This window comes from Streptococcus humanilactis, from assembly GCF_019448275.1.
Taxonomy (GTDB): domain Bacteria; phylum Bacillota; class Bacilli; order Lactobacillales; family Streptococcaceae; genus Streptococcus; species Streptococcus humanilactis.
Genome location: NZ_JAHXBZ010000068.1, coordinates 1 through 203, shown reverse-complemented (window position 1 = coordinate 203; position 203 = coordinate 1). Strand labels below are relative to the sequence as shown.

At 44.8% G+C, this 203-nt stretch carries 1 pseudogene; it reads right to left on the bottom strand.

The annotated features are described in order from the left end of the window. Positions 1-203 (bottom strand): annotated as a pseudogene (locus KV696_RS10595) (hypothetical protein); the annotation flags it as partial.

Sequence of the window (203 nt, the reverse complement as noted above, 5' to 3'; positions counted from 1 at the left end):
GTTAAGTGGGATTTGTCTTGAACAACAACCTTCTCATCTGGTTTCACTGGTGTGAAGCCTTCGTTAACTAGGTCTTTTCCTGCGATTGGGTGACTGATCTTAGTGCTTGGATCTGTAACCGTTGCGGTTCCATCGTCACCTACTGTGACATCCTTACCTGGGTTCTTCGCTTTGACCTTATCTTCCACTTGTTTTTTCTCTTC